The sequence below is a fragment of the Acaryochloris sp. IP29b_bin.137 genome (assembly GCF_028285745.1).
GTDB lineage: Bacteria > Cyanobacteriota > Cyanobacteriia > Thermosynechococcales > Thermosynechococcaceae > Acaryochloris.
The window spans coordinates 14,499-27,751 of sequence record NZ_JANQOP010000364.1 but is presented as its reverse complement, the minus strand read 5'-3'; the positions used below and the strand labels follow the sequence as shown (position 1 = coordinate 27,751).

Below are 13,253 nucleotides of genomic sequence, written 5' to 3'. Positions count from 1 at the left end.
TGCATACTGAGTAATATCACCCGCTCCTTCTCCTGAGTAACAAGTGTCAATAATGAATAAAATCTGAGATAAGGTTACACCCGGATTTTGAAGTGGCCGAATCAATTCATCTGTTGGCAGGCTAGTCGAACCCACCATAGCAGGATCAGTCTCCTTCAATATCAGACAGTGTTGATCACCCAGTAAATACTCTCCATGCCCTGAGTAGTAAAAAACAATGCAGTCCTCTGCAGTGCATTCACCGCTAATCAGCCATTTTGCAAATTCTTTCTTTATTGAGTCAGCAGATGGATTTAAGGATAGGCATTCAAGGACAGGGGTATAGTCAAAGTGAGATGTCAGGATGTCGGTAACACAAGACAAATCATTAGGAACTTTTTCCAAGTGAGGATAAACTTCGGGATAGTCAGATTCGCTCGTTCCACAGGCTACTAGATAATAGTTAGGCATCCTCTAATCCCAACTTGATGGCTTCTCCTGTTTCTTTCGCCGTAAAGTAACGATTAGCATTGTGTGCATCGGCCCCGTTATTCACGAGTTGGTCAATAACATCACCTTGAAAATAGGGATCCAGCTTCTTTTCTAAAGCAACGATATCACCAACATCCGCAATATTAATCCAAGTATCAACTTTCCCCGGCCAACTTCCTTGAGAATTAGTAGGGGTTGGCTCCAAACGATCAAAAATCAGCCTTTGGATACCAAGGGGAGACCCCAGTGTCACCAGAACTTTTACAGGCCATTCTGGATGCTGGCAAAGACTTTCATAACAAGCAATAGAACCCAGAGAATGTCCCACTAAGACTCGGGTATCTTCAGTGATACAGTCCGCCACTCGCGATCTAATCTGCTGCCGAATCTCTGAGTCATACAAATACAACCGCACCTGCTTCATAAAAGCAATGATAAATTTCTCAGCAACGCCCCCGAAAAAACGAGATTGACTCAAAGCACTCAAAGCTTCTTGCAAAATTCTTGGCGTCCTAGCTTTGGTCACAGGGGCTTTCTGAAGATTTAATTCTCCCTCTTCGACTTTTAGGACCTCACCCCATAGCTCTTGAAGAAATTCACTTTCCCATTCAACATCAATATCGTTAACGTCATAATTCGGTATGGTCCCTTTTGCTTGCCCAGACTCTCTGAATAGATCTCCATAAAATGCACATTTGAAGTCATCATCTGATATCAGTGTTGCATTTGCTCGTTCTAGGCCATCCTTGAGGGCAGGTAACCATCTGGAATAGATGGTATGACTCCCATCAAATTCTTGATTAATACCGTGAACGCCGACAATACGAGCCATCTATTGCTTCGCTAGAAATCTCCTCTTGTTTATCACTCGGAACCACGAATTTTATGCAGATGAAAGTATATATGTAATATTTCTTTAATACCCTGCAATAACTTCAGCCAATACAGTCAGGTGGCGATGATCCGCTGACTCAGTTGAATTTGCAGTTGATGATATGGACAAGGACCTAGATTGTGATTATCCGAATTTTGGGGTCTACTATATTTGTCATCTTTGCTTACTGAGAATTGCGTTGGAAATAGGGATGGGGTTTGAAATCCATATTCTTCGCCACTAGAACGGTCGGAAATGCTTGTAGTGACTGGTTATAGACTTGGACGGCTTGGTTAAACCGCATTCGTTCAGTGGCAATGCGGTTTTCAGTTCCGGCGATTTCGTACTGGAGGTTGATAAAGAGTTGACTGGACTGCAATTGGGGATAGCGAGTCGCTAGGCTTTGGAAGTTTGCGATCGCATCCTGCATTGTCTCATTAGCCTCTGACTGTTGGGCAATTGTCTCTGCTTGTAAAAAGGCAGTCTGGGCTTGGGTTAGTGTCTGAATAATCTCTTTCTCTGTACTAGCGTAGGACTGGGCAATCTGCGTGAGCTGGGGAATTAGATCGGCCCGACGTTGAAGTTGGTTTTCTACCTGCGCCCATTTGCCTTCAACGGTGGATCGGGCGGCGGTGAGATGGTTGTAGGTGCCACCCACCCAAATTGTCCCGAGGACTGCTACGGTGGTTGCGATCGCACCCCCAATTTTTAATTGCTGTCGTCGGGTGGCTTGACCTTGCTTGGCTTCTGCTTGCTCTTGCTGAAGCTGCTGGTAAGCCTGCTGAATCAGCTCTGGCGGAATTTGGGCTTCTGAACCCGTGTCCATCAGTTGTTCCAGAGAATACCCTTGTGGACCCGTTTGTTGGAGATAGAGCTGGCCTGCTTTTTCTAAAACAATCGGAACTAAATCTTCAGGAATAACGTTATCGGAATTCATAAAGGCAAAAACAATAAATTAATGAAGGACCAAAGCGAATCAGAATAGGACGATTACCAACTATCGCCAGCTCCACCCCCCCCGCTGCTACCTCCACCAAAGTCACCACCACTACTCGTGCTGCTGCTACTGCCAAAATCGCTGCTACTCCCAAAACTGCTGCTACTCCCACTAGAGTCACTCAACCAGTTACTCTTTGAAGCCTTGGAAATACGGGGAATGGTCACTTGTTGCTCGGTTTGTTGATGACAGCAAGCGCACTCTCCCGTTACCAGTTTTTCCCCTGTAGCAGAGGTTGTTGCATGCTGAAGAATCTTAAATGTGCTGGTTACCGTATAGGCATCACATTCACTACAATGCTCAAATCGATTTGATTGCAGAACTTCTTGTAGGAGATGTAAATCAAAGCCATTCTCTGCTTGTGCAGGACTACAGGCTGGACAGTGCCAACCTTCAAAGCGTGTACTCTCCAATTTTTGAGCTACCTTATCTGCAGGTCTAAGATGTTGTTCTAAAGCCGTATCGTCAAGACGTTGCATGGGATGATGACAAGACTCGCACCGTACCTCGATGTTGTGAGAGAGCGATCTCAACTGCCGTAATGTCCAAGCACAGGCTCCACCAAAGGCAGCAAACAGGCTAGGTAATAATATCCTTCCAATCATAGGGCTCCTGACAGCACCTGCGACAAAAAGCAGCAATAAGCTGGCGACGAAACCCAAGATAATCAGCTTGCCCAAGGCTGTTTTAACGGCATTGACAAGGGGCTGATCGCGCTTCGCACAACGCCAAATTTCGTAACCCAACCATCCCCAAATCAGCAGTAGCTTGAATAAAGTAATTCCTTTAATAAAAGAGGTTAGGAGCCACAGCCCCATCAATAGACCAAAGAAAGTCCACCAAGTTTGAACCACTTCTTTCGTTGGGTTAAAGGCGATTCGCATTTTTAGTGGTCGTGTCTCAGTTGCGTTGTAGTCTCCTGCTAACCACCGCAATATCCAAAACCACCCCCGAGTAGGCCATGTATTCGGTTGCTCCTGGTAAATCGTACGACCTACGGGAGACACGCTCAAAACCTGCTTTTTTCTAGAGACTCTCGCTAGTACAACAGAGGTCATCGTTACCACACCTGTAACGATGAAGGCTATACCTCCTGCAATAATCAGGTGCATCTGTTCCGAGAGTTGAGCAAACCAGTGAAGCGTTGGTTCTGCATGGGTTGACGGCACCTGAGATCCAACTTGCTCCGTCTCTAGAACCTGGATAATAGCTTGAGTCCCATGGACGATGCCTGACTCAAAATGGCCTTGTTTAAAGTGAGGGATGATCTGCGTGCGCAGAATGTTACTCACTTTGGCATCTGGAAGTATGGACTCTAGACCATATCCTGTCTCAATTTCCGTACGACGTTCATTTTTAGAGACTAAAAACAATACACCATTGTCAATCCCTTCCTTACCGATTCCCCAAGTGTTAAATAGCTCGGTTGCAAAGGCTTTGGGTGAGGCTGATGGTTTAGTATCGAGTACGGTCACGATTGCAATTTCAGCACCGTTCTTTTCTTCCAAAGCAGTAATCATCTGATTCAGCTTTGCTTCGCTGTCGGGACTAAGCACATCAGCCATATCCATTACCCAGTGGTTATCCTGGCGTGGATTAGGAACTTCAGATACGGGAATGGCCCGGCTCGGTGTTAGGGAAAATATCGAAAGAAATAGGCTGAAACCCAACGCCAAGATGAATGTCAGCAGTGAACGTTCTCGCTGTTTAAGTCTGGAGAGAAACATATTTTGATCAAGCTTAGGTTTGGACTAAGACTTTGGAGCAGTCATCACTGAATATCTCTAGTGTTCCCAGAAGGACACTTGGCAGTGTGAATAGTTATTCCTCCGCTAAACCTTTCGCTCCATGAACTATCACAATTCATCCCAAAAAGTGATGAGAATAGGGAGTTTGTAGTTGGTGCAAACAGCAGAGAATGCTGACGTGAGCCTCAAAAGTTGAGACTGTTCAGAAGAGGACAATTACCAGCTCTCTCCAGCTCCACCGCCGCCACTGCTGCCCCCACCAAAGTCACTCCCTCCGCTACTGCTACCATAGCCACCACTGCCACTGCTATAGCTACTGCCACTGCTGTAGCTACTGCCACTCCCGCTATGAGAGTGAGAGGATCTGTACCCGCTCCCGCTCCAACCATCGCTATAACGGCGAGTTATCCATGGGAATTGTTCTGAGAACATATGCAAAGTTGATGGACCACAGGTGGAACATTGCCAGCCTTCGTGATATTCAAAGCGATTCGAAAACAAGGATGATTTCAGGTTGTGCCGAAGAATGTTCTCATCCAGCCGTTGCATCGGACTGCTGCAAGACTGGCATTGGCATAGCACCTTATTATGGTTCAGCAATCTCATGGACCGTAGTGAACCTGAACAAGCACATAGGAACGGCAGTGCTAGAAAACCAGGAAGAAAAGGATGAATTAAGCCGATAGCAAAAGCCACCCAGCCAATACAGAGGAACATAAACGAATTGATAAATGCCTCGTTGCCTGGGGGTAGCAATCTAATCGACTGAAATATCATTGGGAAAATGGTTAGAAACAGCGGTATTAAAATCCAAGGAACAACCTGAAGCATTAAGTCGGTAAAAAAAACTCCGCCACCAATAAATATGAAGCTGAATAAATTCAGTATAAATAGGTCACAGCCTGCTTTTTTTTTGCCTACATCTCGTCTAAAACAGCACCACAGTTCATACATTAACCAAGCCCAGATCAGGAAGGCAAAGGAGGCAAACCAAGCTACTCCGATCTGCATAACATAAGCTATTATTAATAACCCAGTAGATGTGCCGTAATAAGCCCCCCCAGCTTGGGACACTTTTATTGAATTCAGGAAAATACCGTGTTTAATGGGTGTGTGTTTGCCGTTGTCTAACGATAATTTCCGAAGTATTGTGATCCACAGGGACGTCCACCTGCGAGAGTCCAAAGTAGTGCGACCCACGGGAGTAACCCGAAAGACTTGAGTCTTGATTTGACTCACATATTTCAATGTTCCCATCACAATAACGACCAATATTATGATGAAAGCTAAATAACTAGCCCTAGTAATGTATTGCTCTTTTTCTACTTTTGAGGTCGAGGGTTTCGGGGTTCCTTCTTGAACAGGTAATGGTGTTTTGGGTTGAAGCGTGTCGTTCTCAAAGACCTGGATCATCGCCTGGGTACCTTTGACGATACCTAGATCAAAATTGCCTTGCTTAAAGTGTGGGGTGACCTGAGTACGGAGAATATTGCCTACCTTAGCATCAGGCAGAATAGCCTCTAGACCATACCCAGTCTCAATCTCTGTGCGGCGTTCGTTCTTCGAAACCAGAAATAAGATACCGTTGTCCTCCCCTTCTTTGCCAATTCCCCAGGTGTTAAATAGTTCTGTCGCAAACGCTTTGGGGGATGCGGAAGGTTTCGTTTCGGGAACCGTCACCACTGCAATTTCGACACCGTTCGCCTCTTCCAATGCCGTGATCATCTGGTTCAGTTGTGCTTCGCTATCAGGGCTGAGTAAATCAGCCATATCCATCACCCAATTATTGTCCTGGCGAGGATTAGGAACTTCAGTTATGGGAATGGCCTGACTGGGAGCTAGGGAAGCTAGCGATAGCAACAGGCTGAGTCCCCAACCAATGACGAAGGTGAGGAAGGAGCGGTTCAATCCTTTATATCGATTCAGCAACATAGGTTCCAGAGCAACAGGGTCTCGACAAACGAGAAAATGCGATAACAGTTCTAACGTTCCCTACAGATATCCCCTTGTGTACCTGTTGCAAAACCATAAGAGTCATTTATGGTGTTTTTCAGTCTGCAAGATAGACCCATCACTGGGTATTACATCCGTGCAAGAACCGCAGATTTCATGTCATGGTAAATACGGCAATTGGTTACCCATCATTTAATTTCTAAAAGCTATGACCTCTGACTCCAAAAAACGTGTTGTCGTCGTTGGTGCTGGCTGGGCTGGCCTCGGTGCCACCTATCACCTTGTGTCCCAGGGGTATGATGTCACCCTTTTGGAAGCAGGCTCTTATCCAGGTGGCCTGGTCGCAGGGTGGAAAACAGCAGGAGGTCGTCCCGTTGAAGCCGGGATTCATGGGTTTTGGTATCCCTATAAAAATATTTTTGGCTTAGTTGACGAGTTAGGACTTGATCCCTTTACAGACTGGACAAAGTCCTCTCAATATTCTCCGGCAGGACTAGAAGCGGTGTCCCCTATTTTCCAGAAGGAACAGCGCTTACCGATGCCCTTGGGGACATTTGCCTATCCCCAGTTTCCCCGCTTACCGCTGGTTGATCGGCTGTCCGCCTTTACAATGATGTATCCGATCATCGACTTTGATAATTCCGATGAGGCTTGGCGACGCTACGACTCGGTGACGGCTAGGGAACTGTTCAAGAGCTATGGCGTTTCCGCACGGCTGTATCGAGATGCCTTTGAACCGATGCTGTTGGTAGGGTTGTTTGCCCCAGGTGAGCAATGCTCCGCTGCTGCCGCTTTAGGGATGCTCTACTATTTCATCCTGGCCCACCAGGCTGATTTTGATGTGGTGTGGTGTCGGGGGACCGTGGGGGAAAAGATTTTTAAACCCTGGTGCGATCGCATTACCGATGCAGGGGGCAAAATCCTCACCCAACGCCGAGTTACCGATGTACGGCTCAATGATTTAGGCCAAGCCGATGCCGTTATTTGTGGAGATGAAGTGTTTGAAGCCGATGCGGTGATCTTTTCCGTCGGCATTACAGGCATGCAAAACATCGTCCGGGGCAGTTCCACGCTACAAAAGCATCCTCAGTTCCGCGACATGATGAATTTGGGTGCTGTGGATATCTTAGCCACTCGCCTCTGGTTTGACCGCAAAGTCGATGTTCCTCAACCGTCCAATGCCTGCTTTGGCTTCCATCCCACCACGGGTTCTACCTTTTTTGACCTCAATGCCCTCCATGATGACTATCGCGATCAGCCAGAAACAGTCATTGAAGCGGACTTTTACCATGCCAATCAGTTCCTAACCGTGGAAGACGATGAGATTATTCGCATGGTGCAACAGGACCTCACCACCTGTCTTCCCGATTTTCGAGAAGCTAAAGTGGTTGATTCCAGCGTGATTCGGTTACCCAGAGCCGTTACCCACTTTGCACCGGGTAGCTATCGGTATTTGTTACCCGCACAAACCCCCATTAACAACTTATATATGAGTGGCGACTGGGTGGTGACTCGGCACGGCTCTTGGTCCCAGGAAAAAGCCTATGTCACCGGACTAGAAGCGGCAAATCATGTGATTAGCCAATTAGGTCAGGGCTTTCCCGCCTCTATTGCCCCAATTGAACCTGATGAACCTCATATTCAAATCGCCCGTTCCATCAACAAGGCCGTTCGGGACGTACAAAAAAGCTGGTTACCTCAGTTTTGGCTACCTTAACTTCCATCTGCTAGCGCGGTGCCGCATTAATCTTATTAAGGCTGCTTGAAACGCCGTATCGTCCGGTAAGCAAATCCTACCACCGATCTAAAACGGCTGTCGTTACCATCTCTTGTAGTTGTTCGAGTGTCTCTGCATTGTCGATATCTTCCGCTTTAACCAATAGCTTTAGATCACCCGTATCGGACTTGTTATAAATACAAGGAAACGGGTCATGGGCGTGAGTCGGATATTTCTGGCGAAAGCGGTTCCTAAGATGAAACTCATGGGTACAGGGCAAGGCATCGAGGAATGCTACCCAGCCTTTTTTCTTGCGGATGAGGGAATATGTCAGCTCACATAAAGAGCACTCGTAGGAATCGGGATCAAAGAGTTTATGGGCCGCTTCTTGCAACAGGCTGTTGAACGAAGCATCGGCGTTATAAACGAATACAAGATTACACGGGCTATCTGGCATCCCTTTTCCTCCAAAGCGCTCATTGCAGACCGTAGAGATTCTCTCTCTTTTAAGCTAACATTGAGACTCCAAAACCCATCAGACCTATCGCGTTTCGCTAAGAAGATGGCCCAGAATCTGCCAGAAGGCCATCGGAAAGGCAATGGCAGTCCCCCCCATCACTGCACCACAGACCTGCAAGGCTCGTCCTCGAACTATTGCCTTGCGCCCTTTGACCACTACAGTATCCTTGATCACCTTCATCCCGGGTGGTGGAAATCGCTTGGCCCTGATGACCGCCCCCCCAATTTGCCAAGAATAATATCCCAACGCCAACAGCGGCGAGAAGATGACTGCGATCGCACCGACAATATAGACGAAATATTCCCTCACCCGCTCTGGATCCTCAGTTAGCCACTTCGTGAACCACTGAACGACGCTCTGGCCCAACAACATCACCAGCAGAAAGAGCGACAGCCCAACTAATAATTTTCGTCTGGAAGCAGGATCAGCAGGTTGAATTTCAGGCATAAAATAGCAATCGATTTAGAACCATAGTGCACAAAATTACCCAAAAATTAGCATGCTGCCGAGGTTTGATAGTCTACACCGAAGGATATGAGTCGCCTCAGATGCTCGATCACCGAGATCAGCAAGTGAGCTATCCCTTGGTCGCGAATGCAGTCATATTTGTGTAGCCAGCCCCGCTTGAGCCATTCAGACCCCATCACCCTATCTTTTCCTCGCAAGCAGGCAAAATTTTCAAGCTATAATCAATCGCGTTATCACCTGACTGAGACTTTGAGTTCCACCGTTCATCACCGCAAAGCCCAAGGCGAACAAACCCGCAAAGCCATTTTGAACTGTGCCATGGATTTGGCGTCTGTCGACGGCCTGACAGGACTCTCCATTGGGCAGCTTGCCAAAGAATTGCAGATGAGCAAAAGCGGTTTGTTTGCCCATTTTGGCTCCAAAGAAGCACTGCAATTGGCTGTGATTGAAGGTGCCCGCCATTTGGTGTTGCGAGAAGTGGTTCGGCCTGCCCTGCGTACGACCAAAGGCTTGCCACGTCTGTGGTCTCTCTGCGAAGCCTGGCTGCGTTATACAGAGCAGCAGCTATTTCGGGGGGGATGCTTCTTTGCTGCCACATCTACTGAATTTAATAGTCGCCCCGGCCCGATTCGCGATCGCTTGGCTGAAATTATGGCCGAACGGCAGCAGACCTTTGTCCGTCTGATTGTGAAAGCACAGCAGGTGGGAGATATTCATGGCCATGCCAATGCTAATCAATTGGCCCACGAGCTGGATATGCTCTTATTTGGGGCGAACTGGGCGTTTCAACTCTACGGGGATGGGGATGTGATTATGCGATCGCGACTCGCCATCCACCATCGATTGCAATCTGTTTGCACTCAGCCAGAAGCGTTCAAATCAGTATGGAATCACACCCTTGATTACTGTTGAGGATGTTGGCTTGGAGACCATACCACTGGACTATCCGCTTGTAGTTGTTGAGGAGGACAACTCAGTGATGCTCGACTACTCCGCTCACCGAGCCAAAAGGTGAGTGGTCCCACCAAGCAAAAAATAAAGAAAGAAGAAGCAAGAATCATTTGCTTTGAGTTTGCATGCATTGTCTAAATATCCCCCATCAAACCTTAACGATTCGTTATTCTTGGCTTAACCAATAAATCACAAAGCCTCCGTTAAAACGGATTTTTTATCATAAATTAATATTATTGAAAGAATAATAGGAATAATCGTAGGTAATAGGCTAATCGCAGCAATTTTCTTCATTTCAGAAAATATTTCGTGGCTAAAGTAATCTTAAAACCCTATTTGTTAATACTGCCTGTTAGGAATTGGCTGCTTTACCCTTCTTGCCTTAAAGTCCCCGATTGCTCATGTACGGGTAATAATAACGATGTCACATCCGCATGAAGCTACTGGGTGGGTAGAGGAATACCCTTAATCCGATCCGAGACCATTTCCCAGCGAATCTGCTGGGTATTGGAGGAGTCCTGCAGCATCTCACTCAAATCATCCAGGAGCTTGTCATTACGCTGAGCGGTCATCAATTCAATCTCAAGAACAATCTGATGATGTTTGCCTAAAGAATCTAAACTTTCACTCCGCCAAGCGTTGATCATCATCTCTTCTGTATTGACAGACTCCAACAGCACGTTACGAATAACTTTCTCTTCGTGGTTTTCACAAATGAGAACGAATCGATAAATACTTGCGGACTGTCCAGGTTTATGGGGGCGAAATTTTAGCTGTTCTACTAAAGGTCGCATCAACAAGTTAGACAGAACTACGGCCGCTGCCCCCAAATAAGCCGGAAAAAGGAATCCGCCCCCTACGAGCGTTCCCACAGAAGCAGAACACCATAGGGTTGCAGCGGTATTTAACCCCCGCACACTCGTGCCTTCTCTGAGAATGACACCGCCCCCTAAAAAGCCCACGCCAGAAACAATCTGAGCTGCAACCCTCGTTGGACTGGAATCTTGGGCATGCATTAAAGACATCATCACAAACATCGATGAGCCAATACAGACTAGAACATTGGTTTTCAGAACAGCGCGAGTCTGTCGCCACTGTCGTTCAATGCCGATTGCACTTCCCAAAATCAGAGCAACGGTTAGCCGTAAGCCGAAATCGATCCAAGTCATGCAAAAATTGCTCAATAATGCGTTTCGATTCTGACGCAGGCAGGTTAAATCAAGGCTAAGAAAAACCATTCCCTTTCCCTATTTCTAGACCTAAGTCGAGGATGAGGAAGATTGAGAAATTGAGCTAATCACCAGCTCTGGATATCCAGTCAAGTGATCTAGTTTTCGAGTAAATTGAAGATCTACGAACGTCGCAATTATGAGTTCCAAGGTGGTATGAACATGGCACCCGTCCACAAGATGACCGCCCTTACACTCCCCCCATTCATTGGCAACAGTCATATGCAAGTGAACACCCGCTGAGCTCAGGGTTCCGGACAACGTTAGGATTTCATGTTTCCCAGTCAGTTCCGTTGGTGTTTCAGCATGGGCAAATCGCAACTGCACCCTGCTCAAGCTACCCACTGCACTCAAAATACTGCCAGCACTGATTTGCTCACGTGTGGCGATGTCTTCTATGGCTTGGCGCACATCCGAGCCAGGCGATAATCTAAACGCTAAAATTTGCAGCGGTCCTGGTTCCTGCATGCCATTGATAGCCATTGCTCAAGTTGCCTGCTCATCATTTCTTATAGTTGATTCCGGTTTGAATAGTCTAGCTATTGTAGGGTGACCTCTCCTTTAAACAAACGGAGCAGATCTTTTTTCTCCATTCGTTCCGTTCGCCGCAATTAAGGCGCAGCCACAACGTTGCGAATACTCGCGCATAGGCGGAGCAGTCATAGCCCCACCCACACGCTGTGTTCGCCCCAGTTTTAGAAGGCTAGATCATCAACTATCGCGTCATAACGCTCAGGCACCCCTTTGTCCCGATCGCCCTGGGCAAAATTAGCATGTGCTTCAAAGTCAGCTAGCAGCTTTTGCTTGGCGTTAGGGTCATAGCCCAGGAAAAAGTTACGCCAGTTCTCATTGGTTGGCTGGCCATGCTCGACAATCGAACAAACCCAGGATTTCTTTTCTTGACCTTTGAGGATGGGCTGTAGCTTAATCGCAAAAATCGACAGGGCAAAAAAGCGATCACCACGGGGCTTGCCGTAGGCCCAGTTCATTTGGGACTGAAACTGATTAAAATGTTCTCCAAATGATCCGCAAAGAGACCCCTTGGCCGTAAATTGCAAGGGTGATTGATGGAGGAGCTGCTTTTGTCGGCTGACGAGATAGGCCAAATAGCGGGTTTTGAGAATCACCTCCTCAGGGTTATAGGTATCGCGATCAAATGGCCCTAAGAAAGAACGGTCTTGGCGCGAAAACATCAGCAAAGGTGACCGTCGCAAAACTGCTAAACGGGCTGTAAGACTGCGATAGCCAACTGCTACACCCCCTGACATGAAATAGGCATCATGAGGTTGCCACTCAGGGGTGGGCTGGAAATTGACGGCAGCAGCATTATCAGCGGAGATAAAAAATCCGGCCTGCTGTGGATCTTCATGATTGAGCACTTGTAAATAAGGCAGAGGCTGATAGGCAGGACCATATTCATCCCCAGCAAATTCATCAATTGGAGCAGGTCGAGTGAGGGTTGTAGACATCATTATTGAATTCTCCTTGAAACGTAAGTTGATGGTGGGGAAACGGTTTTAAGCAGCCCATTGTGAGGTGTGGGACTCAAGGCTGTTGTAGCCCTGCATATACTCTGAATTCCTGGAATAACGAGGTGGCAAGGATTTCAATGCATCTTCAAGCCCTTGGCAATAGGCACTTTGGCATTGAGCTTCTAAAAAAATGATTTGAAAGTGAGACATATGAACACCTGCATCCAAGTAAGTGAGGGAGTGATTATGCATTGGCGGTTGCAAAGGTTTGGCAATGCCAGTAGAGAAAGGGCACCCGACGGAAGAAGGTGTTTTCTCTTGTGCATAGTACAAGTGTATCAGTACAAACATACTATTGCAAGGCCTATTGAGAACCTAGATCTCACCCTCTGAAAGGCTTAAGAGCCGTATCGGGGTGGATCGGATTTTAATAATTTGTTACTAAATTAATAAATCAGGGAAAAGAGCCTGTATACCGCTGTTCAGGTCGTTATTTGCATCTGAATTCCAGATAAAACGGATTTGTGTTGATAAACCTAGGATTTTGTGCAAGATATCGCCATGCCCTAGTCATTCAAAGATGAAGCCATTGCTAGTTCACCATGCTGTTGATCAGATGATTCCTGCAGGTAGTTTGTCGCTTGCTCTTCCGAAGGATGCGGCATACTCACTATGGCCAACCGTTAATCGCCTTGAAGCAGTGATCGGTGCCAGAAATAGCTCCCATACGATCAGGATCAACTGTTTACAGAATTACGTCTATAGGCCAATAGAAAAATAGCTAAAGAACTGGGAATAATTAAGTCAAATACTCAATTTTTATTTGTGGCTGCGTAAAGAAAAAGGTAAAAAA

14 protein-coding genes are annotated in these 13,253 nt (G+C 46.8%); 2 read left to right on the top strand and 12 right to left on the bottom strand.

The window, feature by feature from the left end:
- From Q0991_RS24430 to Q0991_RS24410, 5 genes are all read right to left on the bottom strand, one after another.
- On the bottom strand, window positions 1-450 hold a 450-nt coding region (locus Q0991_RS24430; RefSeq protein ID WP_299493579.1), incomplete at its 3' end, for a caspase family protein.
- On the bottom strand, window positions 443-1,303 hold the full coding sequence (locus tag Q0991_RS24425) for a hypothetical protein (protein ID WP_299493576.1): 861 nt from the start codon (window positions 1,301-1,303) through the stop codon (window positions 443-445). The genes Q0991_RS24425 and Q0991_RS24430, both read right to left, overlap by 8 nt.
- 226 nt (window positions 1,304-1,529) lie before the next feature.
- Window positions 1,530-2,282, bottom strand: a complete 753-nt coding sequence (locus tag Q0991_RS24420) for a LemA family protein (RefSeq protein WP_299493574.1) — start codon at window positions 2,280-2,282, stop codon at window positions 1,530-1,532.
- 53 nt (window positions 2,283-2,335) lie between these two features.
- Entirely contained in the window at window positions 2,336-4,069 is a 1,734-nt protein-coding gene (locus tag Q0991_RS24415) for a YgcG family protein (protein WP_299493572.1), read from the bottom strand.
- Between the two features lie 237 nt (window positions 4,070-4,306).
- Entirely contained in the window at window positions 4,307-6,022 is a 1,716-nt protein-coding gene (locus Q0991_RS24410) for a YgcG family protein (RefSeq protein ID WP_299493570.1), read from the bottom strand.
- 229 nt (window positions 6,023-6,251) lie between these two features.
- Between Q0991_RS24410 and Q0991_RS24405 the strand changes: the two genes are divergently transcribed.
- Window positions 6,252-7,760 carry an FAD-dependent oxidoreductase gene (locus Q0991_RS24405; RefSeq protein WP_299493568.1) on the top strand — a complete coding sequence of 503 codons (1,509 nt, stop codon included), beginning with the start codon at window positions 6,252-6,254 and terminating at the stop codon, window positions 7,758-7,760.
- A gap of 76 nt (window positions 7,761-7,836) precedes the next feature.
- Here the strand turns inward: Q0991_RS24405 and Q0991_RS24400 are convergent, their stop codons facing one another.
- Together Q0991_RS24400 and Q0991_RS24395 are read right to left on the bottom strand one after the other, a co-directional pair.
- Window positions 7,837-8,217: a hypothetical protein gene (locus Q0991_RS24400; protein ID WP_299493566.1), complete on the bottom strand. Its 381-nt coding sequence runs from the start codon at window positions 8,215-8,217 to the stop codon at window positions 7,837-7,839.
- An 84-nt stretch (window positions 8,218-8,301) separates the two neighbouring features.
- Window positions 8,302-8,727, bottom strand: a complete 426-nt coding sequence (locus tag Q0991_RS24395) for a hypothetical protein (RefSeq protein WP_299493564.1) — start codon at window positions 8,725-8,727, stop codon at window positions 8,302-8,304.
- A 147-nt stretch (window positions 8,728-8,874) separates the two neighbouring features.
- Here Q0991_RS24395 and Q0991_RS24390 point away from each other — a divergent pair, with 147 nt between their 5' ends.
- Window positions 8,875-9,660, top strand: a complete 786-nt coding sequence (locus Q0991_RS24390) for a TetR/AcrR family transcriptional regulator (protein ID WP_299493562.1) — start codon at window positions 8,875-8,877, stop codon at window positions 9,658-9,660.
- On the opposite strand, the gene Q0991_RS24385 is transcribed toward Q0991_RS24390, so the two are convergent.
- The 5 genes from Q0991_RS24385 to Q0991_RS24365 form a co-directional block, all read right to left on the bottom strand.
- Entirely contained in the window at window positions 9,651-9,809 is a 159-nt protein-coding gene (locus Q0991_RS24385; protein WP_299493561.1) for a hypothetical protein, read from the bottom strand. The genes Q0991_RS24390 and Q0991_RS24385 overlap by 10 nt on opposite strands.
- Window positions 9,810-10,139: 330 nt before the next feature.
- Entirely contained in the window at window positions 10,140-10,868 is a 729-nt protein-coding gene (locus Q0991_RS24380; protein ID WP_299493559.1) for an MgtC/SapB family protein, read from the bottom strand.
- A gap of 90 nt (window positions 10,869-10,958) precedes the next feature.
- The gene (locus Q0991_RS24375) at window positions 10,959-11,411 is read right to left on the bottom strand and encodes a PPC domain-containing DNA-binding protein (protein ID WP_299493557.1); all 453 of its coding nucleotides are present in this window, start codon (window positions 11,409-11,411) and stop codon (window positions 10,959-10,961) included.
- A 212-nt stretch (window positions 11,412-11,623) separates the two neighbouring features.
- Complete coding sequence (locus tag Q0991_RS24370) at window positions 11,624-12,400, bottom strand: DUF5895 domain-containing protein (RefSeq protein WP_299493555.1); 777 nt, start codon at window positions 12,398-12,400, stop codon at window positions 11,624-11,626.
- Between the two features lie 45 nt (window positions 12,401-12,445).
- Window positions 12,446-12,610 carry a hypothetical protein gene (locus Q0991_RS24365; protein ID WP_299493553.1) on the bottom strand — a complete coding sequence of 55 codons (165 nt, stop codon included), beginning with the start codon at window positions 12,608-12,610 and terminating at the stop codon, window positions 12,446-12,448.
- Between the last annotated feature and the right edge of the window lie 643 nt (window positions 12,611-13,253).

Excerpts from the sequence above, each read along its gene's own strand:
- Q0991_RS24365 (WP_299493553.1), bottom strand. The coding sequence starts at position 12,610 with ATGTCTCACTTTCAAATCATTTTTTTAGAAGCTCAATGCCAAAGTGCC.
- Q0991_RS24385 (WP_299493561.1), bottom strand. The coding sequence starts at position 9,809 with ATGATTCTTGCTTCTTCTTTCTTTATTTTTTGCTTGGTGGGACCACTC.
- Q0991_RS24380 (WP_299493559.1), bottom strand. The coding sequence starts at position 10,868 with ATGACTTGGATCGATTTCGGCTTACGGCTAACCGTTGCTCTGATTTTG.
- Q0991_RS24425 (WP_299493576.1), bottom strand. The coding sequence starts at position 1,303 with ATGGCTCGTATTGTCGGCGTTCACGGTATTAATCAAGAATTTGATGGG.
- Q0991_RS24370 (WP_299493555.1), bottom strand. The coding sequence starts at position 12,400 with ATGATGTCTACAACCCTCACTCGACCTGCTCCAATTGATGAATTTGCT.
- Q0991_RS24375 (WP_299493557.1), bottom strand. The coding sequence starts at position 11,411 with ATGGCTATCAATGGCATGCAGGAACCAGGACCGCTGCAAATTTTAGCG.
- Q0991_RS24390 (WP_299493562.1), top strand. The coding sequence starts at position 8,875 with ATGCAGTCATATTTGTGTAGCCAGCCCCGCTTGAGCCATTCAGACCCC.
- Q0991_RS24420 (WP_299493574.1), bottom strand. The coding sequence starts at position 2,282 with ATGAATTCCGATAACGTTATTCCTGAAGATTTAGTTCCGATTGTTTTA.
- Q0991_RS24415 (WP_299493572.1), bottom strand. The coding sequence starts at position 4,069 with ATGTTTCTCTCCAGACTTAAACAGCGAGAACGTTCACTGCTGACATTC.
- Q0991_RS24400 (WP_299493566.1), bottom strand. The coding sequence starts at position 8,217 with ATGCCAGATAGCCCGTGTAATCTTGTATTCGTTTATAACGCCGATGCT.
- Q0991_RS24395 (WP_299493564.1), bottom strand. The coding sequence starts at position 8,727 with ATGCCTGAAATTCAACCTGCTGATCCTGCTTCCAGACGAAAATTATTA.
- Q0991_RS24410 (WP_299493570.1), bottom strand. The coding sequence starts at position 6,022 with ATGTTGCTGAATCGATATAAAGGATTGAACCGCTCCTTCCTCACCTTC.
- Q0991_RS24405 (WP_299493568.1), top strand. The coding sequence starts at position 6,252 with ATGACCTCTGACTCCAAAAAACGTGTTGTCGTCGTTGGTGCTGGCTGG.